Below are 22,738 nucleotides of genomic sequence, written 5' to 3'. Positions count from 1 at the left end.
GACGACCTCGGCCTTCCAGGCCGAGGTCCGTCAAAATATCCAAGACTCGCTACCCCGTGAATCGAAAAGCCGCTCCGCTTAAGTGAACAGCATTAGGCATTTGTCGGGCTTTTTCGTACGAACGGCTATCGCAGGAAACTCAGTCGCCCATCTGCTTCTGCAAATGCTCGCGACGCTCCTGCGCATCGAGCGACAGGGTAGCGATGGGACGCGCGTCGAGGCGCTCGACGCCGATCTCCTCGTCGGTTTCTTCGCAGAAGCCGTAGCTGCCGTCTTCGATTCGGCGCAGCGCCTTGTCGATTTTGGAGATCAGCTTGCGATAGCGATCGCGAGTGCGCAGCTCAAGCGAATTTTCCGTTTCGCGCGTGGCGCGCTCGGCCTCGTCGCCGACGTCGCGCACTTCGTCACGCAGGTTGTCCATGGTCTGGCGCGACTCTTCCACGAGCTGGTCGCGCCAGTCGCGAAGCTTGTTGCGGAAGTAGGCCAGGTGCTCCGGATTCATGTACTCCTCTTTGCTGGAGGGTTTGTAGCCCTTCGGCAAATTGATCACGCTGGTCGCGGGTAATGCGTAACGCCCGTCTTCGCGGGTGACGCCGTTGTCGAGTTTTTTCGTAGCCAATTTATTCATTGATGATGACGAGTTTTTCTGACTTTTGTTGGGGGAAGCATGGTGCTGATCGGCCTCGTCGGCGCGAGGTTTCACCATGGCGGTAGCGCTGGCGACCTTGCCTTTGAAAAGGTTGGTCGCCGAGGCCGTGGATGTGTTTTTGGAGGTAGCAGCGGGGGCCGCCTTTTCTGCCGGTTTCGCCGGCGTCGCTTTCACCGCGGCAGCTTTGCTGACAACGGCAGGTTGAGCCGCCGGCTTGGGGGCCGGCTTGACCGGCGCCGCCGCTTTTTTGGCGGGAGGCGCGGCATGGGTTTTTGCCGGTGCTGCCTTGGCAACCGGCTTTGTCGCCGGCGCTTTCTTGGCAGGTGCGGCTTTGGGAGCTGGGGTCTTCACTGTTACCTTTTTCGGTGCGGCTTTCTGGGCGACGGGCTTTTTGGAAAGGATGGCTTTTTTCGGTTGCGGTTTGGCGACGGTTTTCTTCATGGCGGGCTTGGCAACCGGTTTCTTGGCAGCAACCGGTTTGGCCACCACTTTTTTCGCGGCCGCTTTCTTGACCGGCTTCGCGGCCGGCGTTTTCTTCGCAGGTACCTTGCTAGCGCTCTTCACGGCTATTCCTTTTTTTTGAGCTGCCTTCGACGCTCCGCCTTTGCCAGCACGCGCCTTGGCCGAAATCGTTCCTTTCTGCGCCTTGGCGGCGTTTGAACTACGCGTCGTATTCGCCATATCCCTTCACCGTTTCGGCCGTGACGACCGGGTGTTATAGCCCAAAGTGTTTACCACCAGCAAGCTCGCATCTGGAATAATCGCGCCACTAGACGCTGTACTTCGTGCCGGCAACGTGAATTCCCCTACCCGATTGATACTGTGGTTGCTCCGTCTGTACAAGCGCTGGATCAGTCCACTGCTTGGCAAACGCTGCCGCTTCTATCCCAGCTGTTCGGATTATGCACGGATTGCGGTTCTGCGCTTCGGTCCATGGCGTGGCAGCCTGCTCTCCGGCTGGCGACTGCTGCGCTGCCAGCCGTTTTGCCACGGCGGGCACGACCCGGTGCCCGCTCACTTTCACTATCCGCGCTGCAGCAACCCGAAGGACACACCCGATGCCCCGTAACTGGTTGAGCCCGGCGTCATCCGGCGGACTCGCGCTATTGATTTTTCTTTTGCTGTGCGGGCCTGCGCTCGCCGGCGCCGTCTCCACCGACCTTCCAGGCACGCTGTCGCAGGGTGGTCTGGTGGTTGTAAGACTCAAACCCGGCAGCCGGCTCGACGTCGCCGGCAAGAGCGTGCATGTGGGCGACGACGGCGTGGCCGTATTCGGCGCCGGTCGCGATGAGCACGGGCCGCTGGCGGTCGCCATTGTCGAGCCTGACGGCCAGCGTCGGGACACGCTCATCGCCATCGCACCGCGCGACTGGCCGATCGAATACGTCAACGGCGTGCCGCCGGCCACTGTGAATCCGCCGCCGGCGCTTGCCGCGCGCATCGAGCGCGAACAGGCCGCGGTGACGGCGGTTCGCAACCGCGACGATGACCGAGAGGATTTCCTCAGCGGATTCATCTGGCCCGTACAGGGCCGCATCAGCGGTCGGTTCGGCAACCAGCGCGTCTACAACGGCGACCCCAAAGCGCCCCACTCGGGCATGGACATCGCCGTGCCGCAGGGCACGCCGGTACGAGCGCCCGCCGCCGGCATCGTCACCTTCGCTCAACCCGACCTCTACCTCACCGGTGGCACCATCGTGGTCGACCACGGCTTCGGCCTCAGCTCCAACTTCCTGCACCTGTCCAAACTGGAGGTTACGGTCGGCCAACGCATCAGCCGGGGTCAGATCATCGCCCTATCAGGTATGACCGGCCGCGTAACCGGCCCACACCTGCACTGGGGCTTCAACTGGTTCGGTGTGAGGCTGGATCCGCTGCTCTTGCCCGGGATCGCATCGCCGTGAGGCGGTAACGCGCGGCCCGAAGCGAATCACGGCGTCGAACCGAACCCGCCCTCCACGCCCTTGCTGGCATAGGCCACCGCGTCGTGCGGATGCAGGCTTTCCTGATGCTCGACGCGAACGTGGAAATCGCTGAGCCGCGGATCGGCATCGAGCGCTTTCTGGATGCGCCGCGCGGCGTCTTCGCAGAACATCAGGTTGCCGCCGTTGGCCAGGGCGAAGGCCTGCTCATCCTCGCGCTTGACCGCGGTCTGCACTGGCGTGCCCAACGCATGCTCGACGCGGTCGATCAGATCGATCAAGTGCAGCCCTGCGCCAACGCTGGGGCGCACGCGCAGGCAGGCGACGCTGCGCTGCGCATGCGGCGTGGCGACGATGCCCTGCTCGCTGCCAAGCCACGCCAGCACGGCGGCCGCATCGATCGGCTTGCCGGCGTCGAAGTCTTTCGAAAACTGATCCTGAATCAGCTGACGCGAGAGCGCCGCCGAGGCCGGACAGGTCGAGGAGTAAACCACCTCGGTGCCGAGTTCCAGCAGAAAGCTGTCGCCGGTGAGGCTCGCCTCGATCGTCACCGGGTAAGAGCGCCAGCCGCTGTTGTCGCTGCGTAACGCGGGGCGACGCACCAGCTGCTCGAACTTCACGCTGAGACAGGCGCGGTCGGAGAGATCCCTGTGCGACTCGAGAAAGCCGCGCAGCAGCTGTTGCAGCGTATCGACAGTGAGCGGCTGCGCGCTCAGCACCTGCTCGACCTGCAGATACAGCCGCGACATGTGGATGCCGCGCTTGTCCGGTCGCTTCAGATTGACGAAGGCCCCGACTCTGGCGCTGGCGCGATGCACCTCGCCGTCGCCGGCGTCGAAATGCACGGGCACCTGGATATCGGCCATACCGACCCAGTCGAGCGCGCCGGCCAGATGGGGCTGCGCATGCACGGCAACGTCGGGCAGCAGGCGGGCGGTGTTTTCCTGATTTGACATGGATCAATCCTGACAGCGGCCTGCAGATGGCCGCGAGACCGATGAATCTTGGGGCATGCCCTGCGTCGCGCAATAGTGGCGTGCCGGAAACGGTGCGTCCCGCGGAGTCCGGCATTGGACGCACCGCCTTTCGCACACCGGCCATCATAACGACAACGTCTGCCCGTTCGATGACGTGGATGATCGGCGGACTCAGCCGGCGTAGCGCCGCCAGGCGCGCGCCGCGGACCAGGCTTGCAGCGTGGTGGCAAGCCCGCTGCGCGGCTGCCCCGACTGCAACGCAGCGAGCGAATCCGGCACGCGCGTGGCATTTTGCGTCAACCGGCTGCCGTGGCGTAACTCCAGCGCGCGAAACACGCTGAGCGGCCCGGGCAATCGGGCCGACTCACGCCAGCCGACCAGCAAATCATCCAGTTGCGCCTTCACCGCCTGCTGGCGAGCGTCGCTGGACGCGCGCAACTGGGCGCGGCTCAGGCCGTGCCGTGCCAGCCGAGACATCGGCAGCGGCAACCGGTCGCGTTCGGCATCGGCCTCCAGCCGCAGCAGCGCATAGAGCAGATGATTGAGCACGGCGACGCGCGAAGCGCGCTCCGCGGAGGCGTCGCGCCCGAACCACCAGGCCGTTTCCAGTGCGGCCAGCGCGCCGTGCAGCGGCTCTGCGGCGCTCAGCTGTGCGGCGAAGTCGGCGGCGGTGCCCTGTTCCAGCTGCGTCATCGCCGCCAGCACGGGCGCCAGCCAGCGCTCGCCGGCGATCGCGTGCGCCCGCTCGTCGTCGAAAATCACCTGGGTCAGCGGATGGCGTCCGCCGCTGGTGGCCGCGCCGGACAACTCCTCGGCCCACCAGTTGAGTTTGGCCACCGCGACCTGCGGCTCGCGGATACCGTAAGCCGCGCCGAGCAGTTCCTGCTCGAGCGCGGCCAGCGCGATATGTCCCGGGTATTGCCGCCCGTCGACGAAGGCGAGCGCGACGCGCTGCTGCGGCTGCACCGCCAGCCACTTGTCGATGAAGCTCTGCAGCTTGGCGCTTTGTTCGACCAGCTCGACCATGTCACGCCTGCAGCCGCAGCAGGTCGACCAGTTGGTCCGGATGATCGACCACCGCATCGGCGCCCCAGGCCTGCGGATCGCCGCCGTCCAGATAGCCCCACCTCACTGCTACAGTATAGAGGCCAGCGGCAGCGCCGGCCTGGATATCGCGCAGATCGTCGCCGACGAACACTCCGTGTGCTGGCTTCAACCCCGCGCGTTCGCAAGCCAGCAGCACCGGGGCGGGATCGGGTTTTTTCAACGGCAGCGTGTCGCCGGAAACCACTGCATGCGCGCGGCCGCTCCAGCCGATGCGCACCAGCAGTTCGTCGGTCAGGAAACCGGCCTTGTTCGTGACGATGCCCCAGCGCATGCCGCGCGCCTCGATACGTTCCAGCAGACCGTCGATGCCGTCGAAGGTCGTCGTCTGCTCGCCCATCACACGCTGGTAAATGTCCAGATAGCGCGGCACTAACGCTTCGATCGCCGGCTCGCCGCGATCTTCAAACGCGCAGCGCAGTACCGCCCGCGCGCCGCGTGATACCACGGAGCGTACGGGTGCATAGAGCGGCGCCGGCGTGCTTTCTTCGCCGCATTGAACGACCAGCGCGGCGTAGAGATCGGGCGCGCTGTCCAGCAAGGTGCCGTCCAGATCGAACAGCACTCCCTCGATGGCGTGGGGCAACGACGTCGGCACGTTTGCTTTCATGACGACTTTTGCGCGCAGAGAATGTAATTGACCGCGGTGAACCGGCTCAGCCATGCCTTGCGGCTCAGCGGGTTGTAAGCGAGGCCGGAGACTTCTTCCAGCGCCAGATCGGCATGCCGAAGCAAACGCCCCAACTCGGATGGCTTGAGAAACTGCCCGTAGTGATGCGTGCCTTTGGGCAGCATGCGCATCACGTACTCGGCGCCGAGAATCGCAGCGCCGAAAGAGGCGGGCGTGCGATTGAGGGTGGACATGAACAGCCAGCCGCCGGGTTTGAGCAGTGTGGACAGATCGTGCACGAGGGCGGCCGGGTCGGGCACGTGCTCGATCAGCTCCATGCAGCACACCGCGTCGAAACGGGCCGGCTCGGCGGCCGCCAGCTCGGATGACGATTGCACGCGGTAATCGACGCGGAGATTCGACTCGTACAAATGCAGCTTGGCGATATCGATCACCTTGTGGCTGAGATCGATGCCGGTCACCTGGGCACCGGCACGCGCCAACGCCTCGCTGAGCAGGCCGCCGCCGCAGCCCACGTCGGCCACGCGCGCGTCGCGCAGGTCGACGTGCCTGGCCACATAGGCCGCACGCACAGGATTCAGATCGTGCAGCGGGCGCGATTCGCCGTCCGGATCCCACCAGCGCGCGGCGAGCTTGTCGAAATGAGCAATTTCCTCGGCGCTTACATTGGCGCCGGCGTGCGGGTCGGTCTGCATCATCGAATTCTCCGGAACGGTGCGCGAGTTTAGCGGGCGGCCCATTCGTACAGCGTGATATCCCAGCCACCGCTGGTATGCGCCGGATCGCGATGGGCAATCGTCTGCGCCTGCGCCAGATCATCGGCAAGCAAAAGGTACGCGCCACCCGACTTGTCGCCGAACGGACCGGACAATTCGAGCCGGCCCCGCGCGCGCAGATCCTCGAGAAACTGCTGGTGCAGCGGCACCACGTCAGTATCGAAACTGGCGCGGCGCATCGCGAGGACGAGATAACGATTCATGCGGGCTCCGACGTCTACTTGGCTCAATGCGCAGCGATACGCTCGCGCCATGCGCGCGTCCTGGCCATCACCGCGTCGGTATCGATATCCGGCAAGACGCGATTGGCCAGCTTGCGCCGGCCGGCGATCCACACGTCGGTGACCTGATGACGTCCAGCCGCGTAGACCAGCTGCGATACCACATGAAACATCGGCTGCGTTTCCAGATCGCTCAACCGTACCGCCGCAAGATCGGCCTGCTTGCCGACTTCGATCGAGCCGATCTTCGCCTCCAGGCCGATCGCCTTGGCACCGTTGAGCGTGGCCGCGCGCAGGGTGAAGCTCGCATCGAAAGCCGCGGCATCTTCGGCGACGGCCTTGGCCAAAAGCGCTGCGCTGCGCATCTCGCCGAACATGTCCAGATCGTTGTTCGAGGCGCAGCCGTCGGTGCCGATCGCCACATTGACGCCGGCGCGCCGGAGCTTTTCCGCGGGACAAAAACCCGAGGCCAGCTTCATGTTCGACTCCGCGCAATGCACAACGGAGACGCCCGACTCGGCACACACGGCGATCTCCCCGTCGGTCAGCTGGGTCATATGCACGGCAATCAGCCGGTCGTTGATCAGGCCCAGCTTCTGCAGCCGCTGGAACGGGCGCAGGCCGCTTTTCTTTTTCTCTTCCTCGACCTCGTGCGCTGTTTCATGCGTATGCAGATGCACCGGGATATCCAGCTGATCGGAAAGCACGCGAATACGCTCGAAGCTCTCGTCGGACACCGTATACGGCGCGTGCGGCGCAAACGCAGTGCCGATCAGCGGATCGCCGCGGAAACTGTCGTGCACTTCGCCTGCGCGCTCGAAATATTCGTCGTCGCTCTTTGCCCAGGCGGTCGGAAAATCGATCACCGGCAACCCGACCACCGCCCGAAAGCCGAGCTGGCGGTAGGTCGCGCCGATCACGTCGGGGAAAAAATAGTTCTCGTTGACGCAGGTGGTGCCGCCACGCAGCATCTCGGCGACGGCCAGTTCCACGCCGTCGCGCACGAACTCCGGCCCGATCACCTTGGCCTCGGCCGGCCAGATGTGCTGCTGCAGCCAGACCATCAGCGGCAGATCGTCGGCCAGGCCGCGCAGCAGGGTCATCGGATTGTGCGTGTGGCTGTTGACCAGACCGGGAATCAGCGCGTGCTCGGTAAGTTCGACGCGTTCGCGCGGCGCATAGCGCGCGCGGGCCTGCGCAATCGGCAGCAGTGCGACGATCCGGTCACCGTTCACCGCGACGGCGTGATCTTCCAGGACCACGTTGTGCGGCTCCACCGGCACCACCCAGCGGGCCTCGATCAGAAGGTCGATCGGCTGCAATGACGTTTCGCTCATCGGGGGCTCGCTTTGATTGGCCGTAGGTGATGACGTGACTGATTAAACGAGAGGCGGCACGCCTTGCGACGTCCGCCCCATGGATGCTGACGCTCCGGCATGACCGGAGCTTGACGCGCTTACTTGACGCGGCTGTCGTACTCGCCGGTGCGGGTATCGACCTTGATGATTTCGTCCTGATTGACGAACAACGGCACGCGCACCACGGCGCCGGTCTCCAGCGTAGCCGGCTTGCCGCCACCGCCGGAGGTGTCGCCGCGCACGCCCGGATCGGTCTGCACGATCTTCAGCTCGACGAACTTCGGCGGCTGCACGGCAACGATCTGGCCGTTGAACAGGGTGACCACGCACTCTTCCTCACCCTTGAGCCACTTCCACGCATCGCCCATCGCGGTCAGCGGAGCCTGTGCCATTTCGAAGGTCTCCATCTGCATGAAGTTCCACACGCGGTCCTTGCCGATGCCGTCGATAAAGGACAGCTGCATATCGGTATCGGCGACGTCGGCTTCCTCGAAGGAGTCGCTGGACTTCAGCGTCTGCTCGGTGGTGCGACCGTCCTTCAGGTTACGGATGCGGATGCGGGTGAAGGCCTGACCCTTGCCCGGCTTGACGAAGTCAGCTTCGGTGATAATCCACGGATCACCGTTGTGAAGAATCTTCTTGCCCGTTTTGACATCATTGAGGCCAAGGGTCGCCATGCATTTCGCTCCGAAATATAAGAAGTGACATCAAACCGCTGCCGTCAGCGGCTAAAATAAGAGGTCAGTCGGGCAGCACGCCCGTACCGAGGCCGCACATGATACCTGCAAGCACCGCCGCCCGCCTAACCTCAGCCACCGGCCCCGAGGGCGGCGACTGGCGCCTCCACTGGCGCGATGCGCTCACGGATCCCGCCGAACTGCTCGCCCTGCTCGGTCTGCAGCATCTGTCGACCCAGCTGCCTGCGGAGGATGCCGGCTTTGCGCTGCGTGTGCCGCGCGGCTTCGTGCGGCGCATGCGCCACGGCGACGCACGCGATCCGCTGCTGCTGCAGGTACTGCCGCAGCTGGCCGAACTCGATCGCGTCCCCGGCTTCGTCACGGACGCCGTCGGCGACATGGACGCCCGCGCCGCCCACGGCGTGCTGCACAAATACCACGGCCGCGCGCTGCTGATCGCCAGCGGCAGCTGTGCGATCAACTGCCGCTACTGCTTCCGCCGGCATTTTCCCTACGCCGAGGAAATGGCCGCCGCCAGCCAGTGGCGGCAGGCGCTGGCCCATCTGCACGGCGACAGCTCGATTACCGAACTGATTCTCTCCGGGGGCGATCCGCTGGCGCTGGCGACCTCCAAGCTGGAAGCGTTGAGCGCCGGACTGGCCGACATTCCTCACGTCACCCGACTGCGTATCCACACGCGGCTGCCGGTGGTACTGCCCGAGCGAGTCGACGCGACCTTGCTGGCGTGGCTGGCCGCGTTGCCGTTGCAGAAAGTCATCGTGCTGCACGCCAACCACGCCAACGAATTCGACGCCGACGTCGACCGCGCCTGTGCACAACTGCGCGAGGCGGGCGTCACATTGCTCAATCAGTCGGTACTCCTGCGCGGGATCAACGACGGCACCGATGCACTGGCGGAACTCTCCGAGCGGCTGTTTGTCGCAGGCGTGCTGCCGTATTACCTGCACCAGCTCGATCGGGTGCAGGGAGCGGCGCATTTCGAGGTGGATGACGCCCGCGCGCTCGACCTTGTGAAGGACCTGCGCGCCAGGTTGCCCGGTTACCTAGTTCCCACGCTGGTTCGCGAAGTGGGCGGCGCGGCCTCCAAGCTGCCGCTGTAGTTTCTCTGCCACTTTCTACGGCGACGCTTTTGCTGGCGGCTGCCGGAAGAATCCGCTACAAACATAGGCACGAATGTGGTCGGCCCGACACGCCGGAAACCAGCCAGGTAAAGTCAGCGGTGCCCAACGGACAGTTCGACGACTCATGAAAAAAGATTACGTCATCAAGATCCTCTTCATCGAGAACTCGCTCGAAGAGGCTGAACAGATCATCAGTCTAATGCGCAACAGCGGCATCGCCGTGCGTCCGGCCCGCGCCACCAACGCCGAGCAGCTGCAGAAAGCGATCGACGAGCTGGAGCCGGACATCGTGATGTTCGATCCGTCGATCAAAGTCCTGACGCTGCGCGATGTCGTGCAGGCGCTGGACGCAAACGGTCGCGACTATTCGGTGATCGGACTGCTGGACAAAGTGGACGGGCAGCAGGTAGCCGACCTGTTCGTGGACGGCGCCCGCGGAGTTGCGCCGCGCAACCAGCCCAAGCAGCTGATCATCGTGTTGCAGCGCGAATTCGAGGCCTTGCAGACGCGCCGGCAGGTGCGCCGCCTGGAAACCTCGCTGCGCGAGTCCGAGCGTCGCTGCGATGCACTGCTGGACTCGTCCAACGATGCCATTGCCTACGTGCACGAAGGCATGCATGTGCGCGCCAATCAGGCCTATCTGGACAACTTCGGCTATCAGAGCTTCGACGACCTGCTCGGCCTGCCCGTGATGGACATGGTGGACGCGGCCAACGCGGATGAATTCAAGCTGCTGCTGAAGGGTCACGCGCGCCACGAAAAAGTGGCGTCGCGGATTGCACTGCACGCACGCCGCGCCGACGGCAGCCTGTTCGACGCCACCGTGGAATTTGCCCCCGCCACGTTCGAAGGCGAGCCCTGCCTGCAGATCGTGTTCCGCCGGCAGCAGGTCGATCCGGCCGTTCTCGAGCAGCTGCAGCGTGATCCCGTGACCGGCCTGTTCAACCGCTCACGCATGCTCGAGTGCGTCGGCAACGCGGTAGCCGGCGCCACCAATGGCAAGAAAGGTCAGGCCCTGCTGCTGGTGGAGCCGGACAACTGGAAAACCCTGGTTGCGGGCATCGGTCTGAGCAGGGCCGACGAACTGCTCGCCGCCTTCGCCGGCCGCGTGCGCATGCTGCTCGATACCGACGATGTCGCCGGCATGCTGGCGGAGCACACCTTCGGTATCATGCTGGATTCGCGCGAGGACGCCACCACCAGGGAATGGATCGCCAAACTGCAGCAGAGCATCAGCGCCGATATTTTCGACGTGGGGGAGCGCTCGATGAGCCTCACCGCCAGCATCGGCGGCAGCCTGCTGGGCGAAAAGAACGCCAATGCCGATCAGCTGCTCAACGAAGCCGCCCAGGCTCTGCGCATGGCGCAGAGCCTGGGCGGCAACAAGATCGAATTGAACGACCCCGCGGCCGGCGAGAAAGCCGATCGGGAGCGCGATCTTTACTGGCTAGACCTGCTCAAGGAATCGCTGCAGAAAAACGGTCTGGTGCTGTATCACCAGCAGATCGTCAGCCTGCAAGACGCCGAAGGCGAATATTCCGAAATCCTGCTGCGCATGAACGGGCCGAAGGGCGAAGTGATGCCGGCCTTCTTCATGCCGATCGCCGAAAAGAACAAGCTCAACTGCGCCATCGACCGTTGGGTGCTGCACCGTATCATCAGCGCGCTGCAGATCCGCGAAAGCCACGGCATGCAAACCACGTTTTTCGTCAAGCTCACCGCCGACTCGATCAGCGACGAGACCCTGCTGCCGTGGCTGGCCGAGCGGCTCAAGCGGGCGGCGCTCAAACATGGGCGCATCGTGCTGGAAATGACTGAAAGCAAGATCATGACAATGCTTCGGCCGGCGCAGGAATTCGTCAACGGCTGGAAAAAACTGGGCGGCAAATTTGCGCTGGAGCAGTTCGGCTCCGGCCTGAACTCGTTCCAATTGCTCAATCATATCGATGCGGATTACCTGAAGATCGACCGCAGCTACATGGCCGATCTGCCGCAGCACGCGGAAAGCCAGAAAAAGATCGCCGAGATTTGCGAACAGGCCAAGGCGCTCAATCGACAGACCATCGCCGAGTGGGTCGAGGATGCCACCAGCACCTCGCTATTGTTCGCCTACGGCGTGGACTTCGTGCAGGGCAATTTCCTGCAGATACCGCAGCTGCTGACATCCTCCGGCAGCGTCGTCATGCAGGCGGTCGGCAACTAGTCTAAGCCGCGGTCTTTTCGAAACGCAAAAAGCCCGCGGAGCGATCCGCGGGCTTTTGTCGTGCAGACCATCCCCTGCGGGATAGTCCGACCGTTTTACTCGGCGCTGGAAGCAGCAGATGCAGCCTTGGCCTTGTTGGCGGCCTTGGCAGCCGCCGCGGCGGCGACGTCTTCCTTGATGCGGGCGGCCTTGCCTTCCAGACCACGCAGGTAATACAGCTTGGCGCCGCGGACCTTGCCCTTGCGCTTCACGGTGACCGAATCAATCGCCTGGCTATGCGACTGGAACACGCGCTCCACGCCAGTGCCGTGCGAAATCTTGCGCACGGTGAAGGCCGAATGCAGGCCGCGGCTGCGACGGGCGATGACGATACCCTCGAACGCCTGCACGCGCTCGCGGTTGCCTTCCTTCACCTTGACGTTGACGACCACGGTATCGCCGGGGCCGAACTCCGGCAGCTGGCGGGTGATCTGCTCGGCTTCGAACTGTTCAATGATCTTGTTCATGGCAACCTCTGGGTTTTTGCGTTCATCCCTGACCGCAAGAATCAATCAGCGACCATCCGTGGCCGCACTATTTAATTTCGAGCCGTCACGTATTCGCGGCGGAATTCATCTAGCAGCGCACGGGATTCAGCATCCAGCGCGCGTTGCGCCAACAGCTCCGGACGGCGCAACCAGGTTCGTCCCAGCGACTGCTTGTGGCGCCAGCGGGCAATCGCCGCGTGGTCACCGGAAAGCAGTACCTCCGGCACGGAACCCAGCGCATCGTGCACCGGTTTCGCATAGTGCGGACAATCGAGCAGGCCATCGGAAAATGAGTCCTGTTCGGCCGACTGCGCATCGTTCAATGCGCCGTCCTGCAAGCGGCCCACTGCGTCGATGATCACCGCCGCTGCCAGCTCGCCACCCGACAACACATAATCGCCGATCGACAGCTCTTCGTCGACCTCGTGCGCCAGCAGACGTTCGTCCACACCTTCATAACGTCCGCAAAGCAGAGCGATGCGCGGCAGCTTCGCCAGCGCTTCTACCCTACCCTGCGTCAGCCGCGCTCCTTGCGGACTGAGATAAATCACGTGCGCCGGCTCCGGCGCCGCATTGCGCACGACCTCAAGGGTTTTACGCAATGGTTCGATCAACATCACCATACCCGGACCGCCGCCGTAGGAGCTGCTGTCCACCGTACGGTGCCGGTCAGCGGTGTAGTCGCGCGGGTTCCAGGCTTCCACCTGCAGCAGCTTGCGTTGCTGCGCGCGTCCCACTACACCTACCGCAGCACACTCGCGCACGAAGTCGGGAAACAGAGTAACGACGTCGATGCGCACGATGCTTGACCTCAGTATCGGCTTCTTGCGTTCCCGACTCTATTGTCGCTGTCCGGCGACCTCAGAATTCAGGATCCCAATCCACCACCATGCGTTTTGCGGACACGTCCACCGAACGCACGTACGAACCCTGGATAAAAGGAATGAGCCGCTCGCGCGCGCCATCCCGAACTACCACGACATCATTGGCGCCGGTCGCAAACAGGTGACTGACCCGACCCAGCGGCACATCTTCCGTGGTGACGACCTCAAGACCCTCGAGATCGACCCAGTAATACTCATCCTTGCCGGGCGGCGGCAGCTGCTCGCGAGCGACGTGGATATCCATGCCGATCAGCGCTGCGGCCTGTTCGCGATCGTCGATGCCGGGCAGTTGGGCTACCATGCCCTTGCCCTGCTGACGACCTTTTGCACCCGCGATCTGCGTTTCCGCGCCGGACTCCGTGCTGAGCAGCCACGGCTGGTAATCGAAGATCTTCATGCGTGGCTCGGCCCAGGATTCGATCTTGAGCCAGCCTTGCACGCCGTACAGTCCGACGATGCGCCCGATAAGGACGCGCCGACCGGATTCACTCACGCTCAGGCAGCCTGCTGCTTACCGGCTTCCTTCACCAGCGCAGCAACTTTGTCGCTCAGCTGGGCGCCCTTGCCGACCCATTCCTTGACGCGATCGACGTTCAGCTCAAGGCGCTTGTCCTTGCCTGACGCCACCGGGTTGTAATAGCCGATGTTCTCGATGTTGCGGCCGTCGCGCTTGTTGCGCTGATCGGTGACGACAACGTGGTAGAACGGACGGCCCTTGGCGCCGCCGCGCGAAAGACGAATCTTGACCATAGTAAAACTCCAGAATTGCCGGATATCGGCAGGCGCACGAGGGACGTGCGCGGTAAACGGGGCATTTTAGCGGTTTTTGGGGAAAAGGGAAGAGTTGCTACGAGGGACGAGGGACGAGCAGCGAGTAGCGGAGGCGAAAGACCGAATGCTACGGCGATCCGGAGGTCTTTTTTCTTCCGTTCGTGCTGGAAATTGATTTTTGGCGCGCTCGACCCTCGCCTCTCGTCCCTCAACCCCAGGATTGATCAGCGCATCGGCGGCAAGCCGCCACCGCCCATACCACCCATTCCGCCCATGCCCTTCATCGCACCGCGCATCTGGCGCATCAGGCCCTTGGTGCCGCCCTTGGACAGCTTGGACATCATTTTTTCCATCTGCATGTACTGCTTGAGCAGGCGGTTGACGTCGGCCGGCTGGGTGCCGGAGCCGCGCGCCACGCGGGCGCGGCGCGAGCCGTTCAGCAGGTCGGGATGCCTGCGCTCTTTCTTGGTCATCGAGCTGATGATGGCGATCATGCGCTTCATCTCGCCGTCGTTGACCTTGGACTTTACGCTGTCCGGCAGGCTGGAAACGCCGGGCAGCTTGTCCATCAATCCGGCCAACCCACCCATATTGCCCATCTGCTCGAGCTGATCCTTCATGTCGTTCAGGTCGAAGCGCTTGCCCTTCATCACCTTCTGGGCGAGCTTCTGCGCTTTTTCCTGATCGACCTTGCGCTCGACTTCCTCGACCAGCGACAGCACGTCGCCCATGCCGAGGATGCGCTGGGCCAGACGATCGGGATGGAACGGCTCGAGCGCGTCGGTCTTCTCGCCCGCACCGAGGAACTTGATCGGCCGGCCGGTGATGTAACGCACCGACAGCGCCGCGCCGCCGCGGGCGTCGCCGTCGGTCTTGGTCAGGATCACGCCGGTCAACGGCAGGGCCTCGCTGAACGCCTTGGCCGTGGTGGCAGCATCCTGGCCGGTCATCGAATCGACCACGAACAAAGTTTCGATCGGATTGATCGCGGCGTGCAGCGCCTTGATCTCGGCCATCATCGCTTCGTCGACGGCCAGGCGGCCGGCGGTATCGACCAGCAGCACGTCGATCACTTCGCGCTTGGCCGCAGCGATCGCGGCCTTGGCGATGTCGACCGGGCTCTGCGACGCGTCCGACGGGAAGAACTTCACGCCGACCTGCTCGGCCAGCGTGCGCAGCTGCTCAATCGCGGCCGGACGGTAGACGTCGCAGCTCACCACCATGACCTTTTTCTTCTTGCGCTCGGTCAGCAGGCGCGCCAGCTTGGCCACCGTGGTGGTTTTACCGGCGCCCTGAAGGCCCGCCAGCAAAACGACGGCCGGCGGCTGCTGGGCGAGATTCAGTTCGGTATTGGCGGTACCCATCACCGTGGTCAGCTCGTCACTGACGACTTTTACCAGGGCCTGGCCTGGGCTCAGGCTCTTGATGACGTCCTGACCCACCGCGCGCACCTTGATCCGCTGGATCAGCGCCTGCACCACGGGCAGCGCCACGTCCGCTTCGAGCAGGGCAATGCGCACTTCGCGCAGCGACTCGCGGATGTTTTCCTCGGTCAGACGGCCGCGGCCGCGCAGGCGATTGACAGTGGTGGAAAGGCGTTGGCTGAGCGACTCGAACATGACGGGACCGGCGAACAGGAAAGTATCCGATTATAGCGGACGGATCGATGGCCGCCGCCTGCACGCCCCGCGAAGCGTGTGCGACACTTCCAAACTATGCTCATCCACACCCTCGCCCTGTTCGCCATCGTGCTTTATCTCGCTGCCTCGGCGGCGCTGGCGCGGCCGTTGTTTACCGGCGGCCAGCCACTGAACCGACTGGCACTGGGGCTCGCCGGCAGTGCCGTGGTGCTGCATGCCGCCATTCTTCTCGGCGCCCACCGCGGCGCGCTGGATCTGCATTTTTTTGCCGCGCTTTCGCTGGTGGCGTTCGTGGTGGCGACGCTGACCCTGCTGGTGAATCTTTCGCGCCCGGTCGCGGCGCTGGGCGTGATCGTATTTCCGCTGACGGCACTGCTGGTTTTTGTCGACAGCTTTATCGCACCGCCGACCCTGCCCCACCCGATGGACTGGCAGATCAAGCTGCACGTGACGGTGGCTCTCATCGCCTTCAGCGTGCTCTCGATGGCGGCCGTGTTGGCAATTCTGCTGGCGGTGCAGGAACGCGCGCTGCGCCATCGCCAGTTCAGTCCGTGGATGCGCGCGCTGCCGCCGCTGACCTTGACCGAAACGCTGCTGTTCCGTCTGATTGCCGCGGGTTTCCTGCTGCTGACGCTGACCTTGATCACCGGCGCGCTGTTTGTCGACAACCTCTTCAGCCAGCACCTGGCGCACAAGACCGTGCTATCGATCGTCGCGTGGCTGGTCTTCGGCTTACTGCTGTATGGCCGCTGGCGTCACGGCTGGCGTGGCCAGCGCGCTGTCAATCTCACCTTGATCGGCATGGCCGTGCTGCTGCTGGCTTTTTTCGGCTCGAAGTTCGTGCTCGAACTGATCCTGCATCGCGGCATCGATAGCTGATCAGCGGCAGGCGTCGATCGCGTCCGACAGGCGTTCCACGCCGATCACTTCCATCTCGCCGACGCGGCCTTTCTTCGGCGCGTTCGCCTTCGGCACGATGGCGCGTTTGAAACCGTGGGTGGCTGCTTCCTTGAGGCGCTCCTCGCCGTTGGGTACCGGACGGATTTCGCCGGAAAGCCCAACTTCGCCAAAGGTGATGGTTTGCTCCGGCAACGGCCGGTCGCGCAGGGACGACAGCACCGCCAGCAACACCGGCAGATCAGCGGCGGTTTCCTGCACCCGAATGCCGCCAACCACGTTGACGAACACGTCCTGGTCGTACGCGGCGACACCGCCGTGGCGATGCAGCACGGCCAGCAGCATGGCCAGCCGGTTCTGCTCCAGACCCAGCGCCACGCGACGCGGATTGCCCAGCGACGACTGATCGACCAAAGCCTGCACCTCGACCAGAAGCGGCCGCGAGCCTTCGCGCGTGACCATCACGGCACTGCCGGAGGTCGGCCCGGTATGTGCGGACAAAAAGATCGCCGACGGATTGGGCACCTCGCGCAGGCCCTTGTCCGACATCGCGAACACGCCCAGCTCGTTGACCGCGCCGAAGCGGTTCTTGAACGCGCGCAGGATGCGAAACCGGCTGCCCGATTCGCCCTCGAAATACAGCACCGCATCGACCATGTGTTCGAGCACGCGCGGGCCGGCGATGCCGCCCTCCTTGGTGACATGGCCGACCAGAAACACCGAGGTGCCGGTTTCCTTGGCAAAGCGGGTCAGCTTGGCCGCCGACTCGCGCACCTGGCTCACCGAGCCGGGCGCTGCGGTCAGCAGCTCGGTCCAGATGGTCTGGATCGAATCGATCACTAGCACGCGCGGACGCGTGGCGAGGGCCTGTTCCAGAATCCGCTCGATGCAGGTTTCCGCCAGCGCCTGCAGCGGCTCCAGCGGCAGGCCCAGACGCTGGGCCCGTGAAGCGACCTGCGACAGCGATTCCTCGCCGGTGACATAGACGCTGGAAAGCTGAGTGCCCAGCGTACCCAGCACCTGCAGCAACAGAGTGGACTTGCCGATACCTGGGTCGCCACCGATCAGCACCACGGAGCCCTGCACCAGGCCGCCGCCGAGCACGCGATCGAGCTCGCCGATGCCGGTATGCGTGCGCGCCTCTGTCGTCAATGCCACTTCGGTCAGCGGCGTGATGCGCGCACTGCCGGCCGCATTGCCGGCATAGCTGGAACGCTGCGCACCCACCGACGCCTTGGCCACCGACGACGGCGTCAGCACGATCTCGCTCAGCGTGTTCCACACGCCGCACTCGATGCACTGACCTTGCCACTTGCTGTGCTCGCCGCCGCACTCGGTGCAGACATAGGCGGTTTTGGCTTTGGCCATCGGACTCTCGTTACGCGATTAAATCAATGCGTGAGCTTAGCCTGCCGCGGTCGCAAATCGCGAGACGAAGGGACGATGCGGCTGTCAGCTTTCATCGACAGCCGACATCGCTAATTGTCGTCTTCGACAACCAGGACACGGCGCGTCATGCCGCAGGTGAGATCGTAGGAGATCGTGCCCGCCTGGGCTGCAATGCGCTCGACCGGAAGCGACGGTCCCCACAGCGTGACGCGATCACCTACCCTGGCCTGCGGCGCACTACGCAGATCCAGCGTGATCAGGTCCATCGACACACGTCCTATCAGCGGAACCGGCTGCTCGCCAATCAAGACCGGCGTGCCCGCCGGCGCGCTGCGTGGGTATCCATCACCGTATCCGACGGCGGCCACGCCGACATTCATGTCTTCGGGGCAAGTCCAGGTGCCGTTGTAGCCGATGCGTTCGCCGCGCTTGATCGGATTGATTGCGATCAGCCGCGTGCTCAGGCTCATCGCTGGACGAAAGCCGAAATCCGCGCCAGTCTTGCCGTCCACCACGGACAGGCCGTAGAGCAAACCGCCGGTGCGCACCCAGTCGGCGCGCGCGTCGGGCCAGCCGATCGCGGCGGCGGAATTGGACAACGATCGCGGACCGGGCAGGCCCTGGGTCGCCTCACTAAAACGCGCCATCTGCAGCGGCGTCTGCTCGCCATCGGTGACTTCCGACTCGGAAAAGTGCGTCATCAGCCCGATCTCGGGATCAACGCCCGGCATCGCCAGCAACCGTGCATGCACCTCGGCCACGCGCTCGGGCGCAAAGCCCAGCCGATGCATGCCGCTGTCGATCTTCAGCCACACGCGCAGCTTGCCGCGCTCGGGCGTGGTGTGCGCCAACCACTGCAGCTGCGATTCGTGATGAATCGCCGCCTCCAGCATCAGCCGCTGCATCTCGGTGATGTCGCTGGCGTTATCGGGGCCGGAAAGCACCACGATGCGCTGGTGGTGCCCCGCCGCGCGCAGGCGCAGCCCATCGCCGATCGCCGCCACCGCAAACATGTCGGCATCGGCGGCCAGCGCGCGCGCCACGCGCTCCAGCCCGTGGCCGTAAGCGTCGGCTTTGACCACGGCCATCACTTTCGCCGGCGCAGCGATCGCCTTCAGCCGCGCCAGGTTGTGGCGCAGCGCACCGAGATGGATGGTGGCGACGGTGGTGCGGCTCATGGCTGTTTGGAGCGGGGAATGGGGAATGGGGACGCGCGCAGCGCGAACGCCAAAGGCGGCCCGAAGGGCGAGTGGCGAAGCCGCGAGTAATGGGAAACGCGAAGTTCTTGCCCGCGTGTCGTTCTCTGCCCTACCGAATTTTCACCGTGGCGCAGCGAACAAATGCCACACACGCGCTGCGTGTTCCCTGTTCCCTGTTCCCTTATCCCCGCTCTCAATCGAACGTCCCGCCGAACGAATCGGAGGCGTAGTTCTCGAACTTGGTGTAGTGGCCGAGGAAGGTCAGCTTGCAGGTGTCGGTGGGGCCGTTACGCTGCTTGCCGATGATGATTTCGGCCATGCCCTTGTCCGGCGATTCCTTGTTGTAGTAATCGTCGCGGTAGATGAACATGATCACGTCCGCGTCCTGCTCGATAGCGCCGGATTCGCGCAGATCGGACATCATCGGCCGCTTGTCGGCGCGCTGCTCGAGCGAGCGGTTCAACTGAGAGAGTGCGATCACGGGTACGTTCAACTCCTTGGCCAGGCCCTTGAGTGAACGCGAAATTTCTGAAATTTCGGTGGCGCGATTCTCCTTGTTGCCGGGCACCTGCATCAGCTGCAGATAATCGATCACGATCAGGCCCAGACCGCCGTGCTCGCGATGCAGTCGGCGCGCGCGCGAGCGCATCTCGACCGGCGACAGGCTGGGCGTGTCGTCGATGAAGATTTTCGCCTCGGACAGGATCTGAATGGCGTTGGAGACGCGCGGCCAGTCTTCCTCCTGCAGGTCGCCGTTGCGCAGATGCTGCTGATGGATGCGCCCGACCGAGGAGATCAGGCGGAATGCCAGCTGCGAGGCGGACATTTCCATCGAGAACACCACCACCGCCTTTTTGCTGCGGATGGCTGCGGTCTCGGCGATATTCAGTGCGAACGCGGTCTTGCCCATCGAGGGACGCGCCGCCACGATGATCAAATCCGACGGCTGCAGGCCGGAGGTGAGGTTGTCCAGATCGGTGAAGCCGGTAGTGATGCCGGTGAGCTGGCCGCGGTTTTCGTAGCGCTCGGTCAGCAGGCGGAAGGCGTCCTTCACCGCCTCGCGCATGGAGACGGAATCCTTCTTGCCGCGCGCGCCGGATTCGGCGATGTGGAACACGCGCTGCTCGGCGCTTTCCAGCACCTCCTGCATGCTCTTGCCTTCCGGTCGATAGCCGTCTTCGGTGATCGACGTACCCGCGTCGATCAGCTGACGCATCACCGACTTCTCGCGCACGATGCCGGCATACGCGGTGATGTTGGCTGCACTGGGCGTGCTGTTGGCCAACTCGATCAAATAGCCCGCGCCGCCAACCATCTCAGCAAGGCCGTTGCTCTCGAACCAATCGCCCAGGGTCACCGCGTCGCACGGCATACCCTTGTTGGCCAGCTCGTTGATGGCGCGCCAGATCAACCGGTGATCCTTGCGATAGAAATCCAGCTCGGAAAGTTTGTCGGCCACCTTGTCCAGCGCGTCTGGCGCCAGCATGAGGCCGCCCAGCACGGCCTGCTCCGCGTCGATCGAATGCGGCGGCACGCGCAACGCCTCGATCGCCGAGGAAGAAGACTTGCGGTCGGGCACGAAGGACATGGATTTACCTCACGGAGAAACGAGCCTGCGCCGACGCCGAAGGCATGGCAGCTCTGGCCATCATCATACGCGGCGTCATCTCAACCACCGAGACAATAACTCTGTGGATAAGCTGTGTGTTGCTGTGGATAGAAGTAGGCCGGATGGCCTGAGAACCTCGATCCATCGTACATATCTACCCAAAGAAAAGGGCGCCCGAAGGCGCCCTTTTCATGGCATCGAAGCCAGCTCTGAAGCTTACTTGTCGCCGACCACGATCACCTTGACGGTGGTGTGGATGTCCGCGTGCAGATGCACGGCGACGTCGTACTCGCCGGTGTTGCGCAGCGGGCCTTCGCCGAGAATCACTTCGTTCTTGTTCACCGCGAAGCCGGCAGCTGACAACGCCTCGGCGATATCGCGAGGACCGACCGAACCGAACAGCTTGCCTTCGGCACTGGCGTGTGCCGAGATGGTAACGGACGCATCGGCCAGCTTGGTCTGACGGCTCTGGGCATCGGCCAGCAGGCTGTCCGCCTTGGCTTCGTACTCGGCACGGCGCTGCTCGAACGCGGCCAGATTGGCGGCATTGACGCGAACCGCCTTGCCCTGCGGCAGGAGGAAGTTGCGGCCGTAACCCGGCTTTACGACGACCTTGTCGCCGAGCGTGCCGAGATTGCGGACTTTCTGCAGAAGAATGAGTTCCATGGTGTATCCCTATTCGTTAGCGCCGGTGTGGCCCGACGCAGCCGTGGACGGCTGTCCGAAATATCTGAAGGTCCCGCCCGGACATAGCCGGGCGAAACCGATGGCAGGCGGCCCGAAGGTCGCCCGCCGACACGATCAGACGTCGTGGTTGTCGGTGTACGGCAGCAGCGAGAGGAAGCGCGCGCGCTTGATCGCCGTGGCCAGCTGACGCTGATAGCGCGCCTTGGTTCCGGTGATGCGGCTGGGCACGATCTTGCCATTCTCGGTCACGTACTGACGCAGCGTATTGAGATCCTTGTAGTCGATCTCTTTGACGTCTTCGGCAGTGAAGCGGCAGAACTTGCGGCGGCGGAAAAACTTGGACATGGTCTTGAGCTCCTATCAGTCGTCGCTGTCGCGATCGTTGTCGCGGTCGAGACCGCCATCGTCGTCATCGCGGCGACGCGAGGACTTGGCATCATCTTTCTCTTTGCTCTTGATGATGAAGGACGGCTCGGTATCGGCCTCGTCACGACGCACCACCAGATGGCGCAGCACGGCGTCGTTGAAGCGGAAACCCGACTCCAGCTCGTTCAGCGCGTTCTGGCTCACTTCGATGTTGAGCATCACGTAATGGGCCTTGGCCAGATTCGCGATCGGATAGGCCAGCTGACGACGGCCCCAGTCTTCCAGGCGATGCAGCTTGCCACCGTCGGTCTCGACCAGCGCCTTGTAGCGCTCGATCATCGCCGGAACCTGCTCGCTCTGATCAGGGTGGACCAGAAACACGATTTCGTAATGACGCAGGGTCATTGTGGTTTGACTCCTTATGGATGCGGCCTGACGGCCTTGCAGCCTCCCGCCGTTGCGGTGAGGCAAGTGCCCGCGCGGACGTGTAAGGTCCAGACAGAAGCGGAATTGTACGGTGTCGGCGGTAGATCGCGCAAGTTGTTGGTGCGCAAGGGCTTAGGGGCGAGGGAGGAGCCGCGAGGGCGCAAAGACCGAACGGCGCGAAAACTGCTGGTGGGACGACAATGCTCGCCCCTCGTCTCTCGCCCCTGTTCTGCCTACCCCACCGTAAAACTCTCGCCGCAGCCGCATTCGCCTGTGGCATTGGGGTTGTGGAAGACGAAGCTCGCGTTGAGTCCCTGACGCTGAAAATCGATCACCGTGCCTTCCACCAGAGCCAGGCTCTTGTCGTTGACGATCAGCGGCAGCCCATCCACGTCGACCGTTTTGTCGCCCTCATCCAGGGTCTCGGCCAGATCAACCACATAGGCAAAGCCCGAGCAGCCGGTGCGCTTGACGCCAAAACGCACGCCCGCGGCGGTCGGCGTGCGGGCCAGAAAATGGCGCATGCGGTCGCTGGCGGCAGGAGTGATCGTGATGGTCATGGCGGCAGGTACAACCTCTAACGGCAACGTGAAACAGGAGGGCGAAACGGGCCCGATGCGCCGATCGGACAAGCAAGGCCGCTGCAAAGTCGCGGCATCCGTGAAAGCTACATTATCATGGCG

The 22,738-nt window shown here is 63.7% G+C and carries 27 protein-coding genes; 7 read left to right on the top strand and 20 right to left on the bottom strand.

Going from position 1 to position 22,738, the window contains the following annotated elements:
* Positions 1-139: 139 nt before the first annotated feature.
* Positions 140-628, bottom strand: coding sequence for an RNA polymerase-binding protein DksA (gene dksA / locus HDE78_RS12145; RefSeq protein WP_179479725.1), 489 nt, complete (start codon positions 626-628; stop codon positions 140-142).
* Between the two features lie 76 nt (positions 629-704).
* Between dksA and HDE78_RS12140 the strand changes: the two genes are divergently transcribed.
* The 4 genes from HDE78_RS12140 (at position 705) to HDE78_RS12125 (ending at position 2,553) form a co-directional block, all read left to right on the top strand.
* Positions 705-854 (top strand): hypothetical protein, encoded by a 150-nt coding sequence (locus HDE78_RS12140; protein WP_179479719.1) that lies wholly within the window; start codon positions 705-707, stop codon positions 852-854.
* A 21-nt stretch (positions 855-875) separates the two neighbouring features.
* Entirely contained in the window at positions 876-1,232 is a 357-nt protein-coding gene (locus tag HDE78_RS12135; RefSeq protein ID WP_179479718.1) for a hypothetical protein, read from the top strand.
* Positions 1,233-1,445: 213 nt separating this feature from the next.
* Positions 1,446-1,718 (top strand): membrane protein insertion efficiency factor YidD, encoded by a 273-nt coding sequence (yidD, locus tag HDE78_RS12130; RefSeq protein ID WP_179479716.1) that lies wholly within the window; start codon positions 1,446-1,448, stop codon positions 1,716-1,718.
* Complete coding sequence (locus HDE78_RS12125) at positions 1,708-2,553, top strand: M23 family metallopeptidase (protein ID WP_179479714.1); 846 nt, start codon at positions 1,708-1,710, stop codon at positions 2,551-2,553. Before yidD ends, HDE78_RS12125 begins: the two co-directional genes overlap by 11 nt.
* Before the next feature lie 26 nt (positions 2,554-2,579).
* On the opposite strand, the gene folE2 is transcribed toward HDE78_RS12125, so the two are convergent.
* From folE2 to efp, 7 genes are all read right to left on the bottom strand, one after another.
* Positions 2,580-3,527: a GTP cyclohydrolase FolE2 gene (gene folE2 / locus HDE78_RS12120; RefSeq protein ID WP_179479712.1), complete on the bottom strand. Its 948-nt coding sequence runs from the start codon at positions 3,525-3,527 to the stop codon at positions 2,580-2,582.
* Between the two features lie 192 nt (positions 3,528-3,719).
* Positions 3,720-4,574 (bottom strand): squalene/phytoene synthase family protein, encoded by an 855-nt coding sequence (locus tag HDE78_RS12115; protein ID WP_179479710.1) that lies wholly within the window; start codon positions 4,572-4,574, stop codon positions 3,720-3,722.
* A 1-nt stretch (position 4,575) separates the two neighbouring features.
* Positions 4,576-5,262 carry a phosphoglycolate phosphatase gene (gph, locus tag HDE78_RS12110; protein WP_179479708.1) on the bottom strand — a complete coding sequence of 229 codons (687 nt, stop codon included), beginning with the start codon at positions 5,260-5,262 and terminating at the stop codon, positions 4,576-4,578.
* Positions 5,259-5,981 carry a bifunctional 2-polyprenyl-6-hydroxyphenol methylase/3-demethylubiquinol 3-O-methyltransferase UbiG gene (gene ubiG, locus HDE78_RS12105; protein WP_255457771.1) on the bottom strand — a complete coding sequence of 241 codons (723 nt, stop codon included), beginning with the start codon at positions 5,979-5,981 and terminating at the stop codon, positions 5,259-5,261. Before ubiG ends, gph begins: the two co-directional genes overlap by 4 nt.
* A 26-nt stretch (positions 5,982-6,007) precedes the next feature.
* A complete protein-coding gene (locus HDE78_RS12100; RefSeq protein WP_179479699.1) occupies positions 6,008-6,262 on the bottom strand; it encodes a YciI family protein in 255 nt (84 codons plus the stop codon).
* Positions 6,263-6,285: 23 nt separating this feature from the next.
* On the bottom strand, positions 6,286-7,617 hold the full coding sequence (locus HDE78_RS12095) for a TRZ/ATZ family hydrolase (RefSeq protein WP_179479697.1): 1,332 nt from the start codon (positions 7,615-7,617) through the stop codon (positions 6,286-6,288).
* A 119-nt stretch (positions 7,618-7,736) separates the two neighbouring features.
* Positions 7,737-8,315: an elongation factor P gene (gene efp / locus HDE78_RS12090; protein ID WP_179479695.1), complete on the bottom strand. Its 579-nt coding sequence runs from the start codon at positions 8,313-8,315 to the stop codon at positions 7,737-7,739.
* Between the two features lie 98 nt (positions 8,316-8,413).
* Here efp and epmB point away from each other — a divergent pair, with 98 nt between their 5' ends.
* Positions 8,414-9,436: an EF-P beta-lysylation protein EpmB gene (gene epmB, locus HDE78_RS12085; protein ID WP_179479693.1), complete on the top strand. Its 1,023-nt coding sequence runs from the start codon at positions 8,414-8,416 to the stop codon at positions 9,434-9,436.
* A gap of 145 nt (positions 9,437-9,581) precedes the next feature.
* Positions 9,582-11,660, top strand: coding sequence for an EAL domain-containing protein (locus tag HDE78_RS12080; RefSeq protein WP_179479691.1), 2,079 nt, complete (start codon positions 9,582-9,584; stop codon positions 11,658-11,660).
* Between the two features lie 95 nt (positions 11,661-11,755).
* On the opposite strand, the gene rplS is transcribed toward HDE78_RS12080, so the two are convergent.
* The 5 genes from rplS to ffh form a co-directional block, all read right to left on the bottom strand.
* Positions 11,756-12,166, bottom strand: a complete 411-nt coding sequence (gene rplS, locus HDE78_RS12075; RefSeq protein ID WP_179479689.1) for a 50S ribosomal protein L19 — start codon at positions 12,164-12,166, stop codon at positions 11,756-11,758.
* A 71-nt stretch (positions 12,167-12,237) separates the two neighbouring features.
* Positions 12,238-12,987: a tRNA (guanosine(37)-N1)-methyltransferase TrmD gene (gene trmD / locus HDE78_RS12070; protein WP_179479687.1), complete on the bottom strand. Its 750-nt coding sequence runs from the start codon at positions 12,985-12,987 to the stop codon at positions 12,238-12,240.
* 61 nt (positions 12,988-13,048) lie between these two features.
* Complete coding sequence (rimM, locus tag HDE78_RS12065; protein ID WP_179479685.1) at positions 13,049-13,564, bottom strand: ribosome maturation factor RimM; 516 nt, start codon at positions 13,562-13,564, stop codon at positions 13,049-13,051.
* A 2-nt stretch (positions 13,565-13,566) separates the two neighbouring features.
* Complete coding sequence (rpsP, locus tag HDE78_RS12060; RefSeq protein WP_179479683.1) at positions 13,567-13,821, bottom strand: 30S ribosomal protein S16; 255 nt, start codon at positions 13,819-13,821, stop codon at positions 13,567-13,569.
* 245 nt (positions 13,822-14,066) lie between these two features.
* Positions 14,067-15,461 carry a signal recognition particle protein gene (gene ffh, locus HDE78_RS12055; protein WP_179479681.1) on the bottom strand — a complete coding sequence of 465 codons (1,395 nt, stop codon included), beginning with the start codon at positions 15,459-15,461 and terminating at the stop codon, positions 14,067-14,069.
* A 96-nt stretch (positions 15,462-15,557) separates the two neighbouring features.
* On the opposite strand from ffh, the gene ccsA reads away from it, so the two are divergent.
* Positions 15,558-16,361, top strand: coding sequence for a cytochrome c biogenesis protein CcsA (gene ccsA / locus HDE78_RS12050; protein ID WP_179479679.1), 804 nt, complete (start codon positions 15,558-15,560; stop codon positions 16,359-16,361).
* Here ccsA and radA read toward each other — a convergent pair whose 3' ends face one another.
* From radA to HDE78_RS12015, 7 genes are all read right to left on the bottom strand, one after another.
* Positions 16,362-17,747 carry a DNA repair protein RadA gene (gene radA / locus HDE78_RS12045; protein WP_179479671.1) on the bottom strand — a complete coding sequence of 462 codons (1,386 nt, stop codon included), beginning with the start codon at positions 17,745-17,747 and terminating at the stop codon, positions 16,362-16,364.
* 110 nt (positions 17,748-17,857) lie between these two features.
* Positions 17,858-18,946, bottom strand: coding sequence for an alanine racemase (gene alr, locus HDE78_RS12040; RefSeq protein WP_179479669.1), 1,089 nt, complete (start codon positions 18,944-18,946; stop codon positions 17,858-17,860).
* A gap of 214 nt (positions 18,947-19,160) precedes the next feature.
* Positions 19,161-20,555, bottom strand: coding sequence for a replicative DNA helicase (locus tag HDE78_RS12035; protein ID WP_179479667.1), 1,395 nt, complete (start codon positions 20,553-20,555; stop codon positions 19,161-19,163).
* Between the two features lie 237 nt (positions 20,556-20,792).
* The gene (gene rplI, locus HDE78_RS12030; protein ID WP_179479665.1) at positions 20,793-21,242 is read right to left on the bottom strand and encodes a 50S ribosomal protein L9; all 450 of its coding nucleotides are present in this window, start codon (positions 21,240-21,242) and stop codon (positions 20,793-20,795) included.
* A 135-nt stretch (positions 21,243-21,377) separates the two neighbouring features.
* Positions 21,378-21,608, bottom strand: a complete 231-nt coding sequence (rpsR, locus tag HDE78_RS12025; protein ID WP_007081973.1) for a 30S ribosomal protein S18 — start codon at positions 21,606-21,608, stop codon at positions 21,378-21,380.
* Positions 21,609-21,623: 15 nt separating this feature from the next.
* Positions 21,624-22,034 (bottom strand): 30S ribosomal protein S6, encoded by a 411-nt coding sequence (gene rpsF / locus HDE78_RS12020; RefSeq protein ID WP_179479663.1) that lies wholly within the window; start codon positions 22,032-22,034, stop codon positions 21,624-21,626.
* Between the two features lie 254 nt (positions 22,035-22,288).
* Positions 22,289-22,615, bottom strand: a complete 327-nt coding sequence (locus HDE78_RS12015) for an iron-sulfur cluster assembly accessory protein (protein ID WP_179479661.1) — start codon at positions 22,613-22,615, stop codon at positions 22,289-22,291.
* Positions 22,616-22,738 lie beyond the last annotated feature (123 nt).

Source organism: Rhodanobacter sp. K2T2 (genome assembly GCF_013408815.1).
Taxonomy (GTDB): Bacteria; Pseudomonadota; Gammaproteobacteria; order Xanthomonadales; family Rhodanobacteraceae; genus Rhodanobacter.
The sequence above is the reverse complement of the archived record's forward strand: the minus strand, read 5'-3'. Positions and strand labels throughout refer to the sequence as shown.